This window comes from Acinetobacter sp. NIOH-H-8 (assembly GCF_046635365.1).
Lineage (GTDB): Bacteria > Pseudomonadota > Gammaproteobacteria > Pseudomonadales > Moraxellaceae > Acinetobacter.
Genome location: NZ_JBHDVN010000220.1, coordinates 1 through 437 on the forward strand (window position 1 = coordinate 1; position 437 = coordinate 437).

Annotated in this window: 1 protein-coding gene; it reads right to left on the minus strand. The window is 56.3% G+C overall.

The genetic code is table 11. The annotated features are described in order from the left end of the window. Positions 1–25: 25 nt before the first annotated feature. Positions 26–437: hypothetical protein (locus ACEWB7_RS17910; protein WP_001798976.1), on the minus strand; the 412-nt coding region annotated here is incomplete at its 5' end.

Consider the following 437-nt stretch of genomic DNA (forward strand, 5'->3'; position numbering starts at 1 on the left):
GCGTCATCCGGCGCGACGTTTCACGTTACTGCTTCATCTGCGTTAAAATCGTCCGGCACTGATTGGCTTCGCCCTCAGAGGGCGAAATGAGCGCTAATAGCGCGGCGGCGGGCGTTACCAACGTCGCCAGCGCTGCCGCAACCGCGCCGCGCGCAATCAGCGGGCCGGGCTTGACGCCCGCCTGCGGATTTTTAAATGTCCCGCGCACGTAAAGCGGCGATCGCAGCGTAATAATACGAATCCCCTTACTTTCCGGATCAATGGTTAAATCGAGCTGTTCAGAGGCGAAGCTCGCCGTACCGGTCACGTTAATCAACGCATTTTCTGTATCAAAAGCAAAAATTTGCGGTCGCGCCACGCCGTTCGCAATATTGAGATTCGCCGCCGCGCAGTTAACCCGCACTTCGTCATCGCCAAAAATCTGCCCGATAATATAG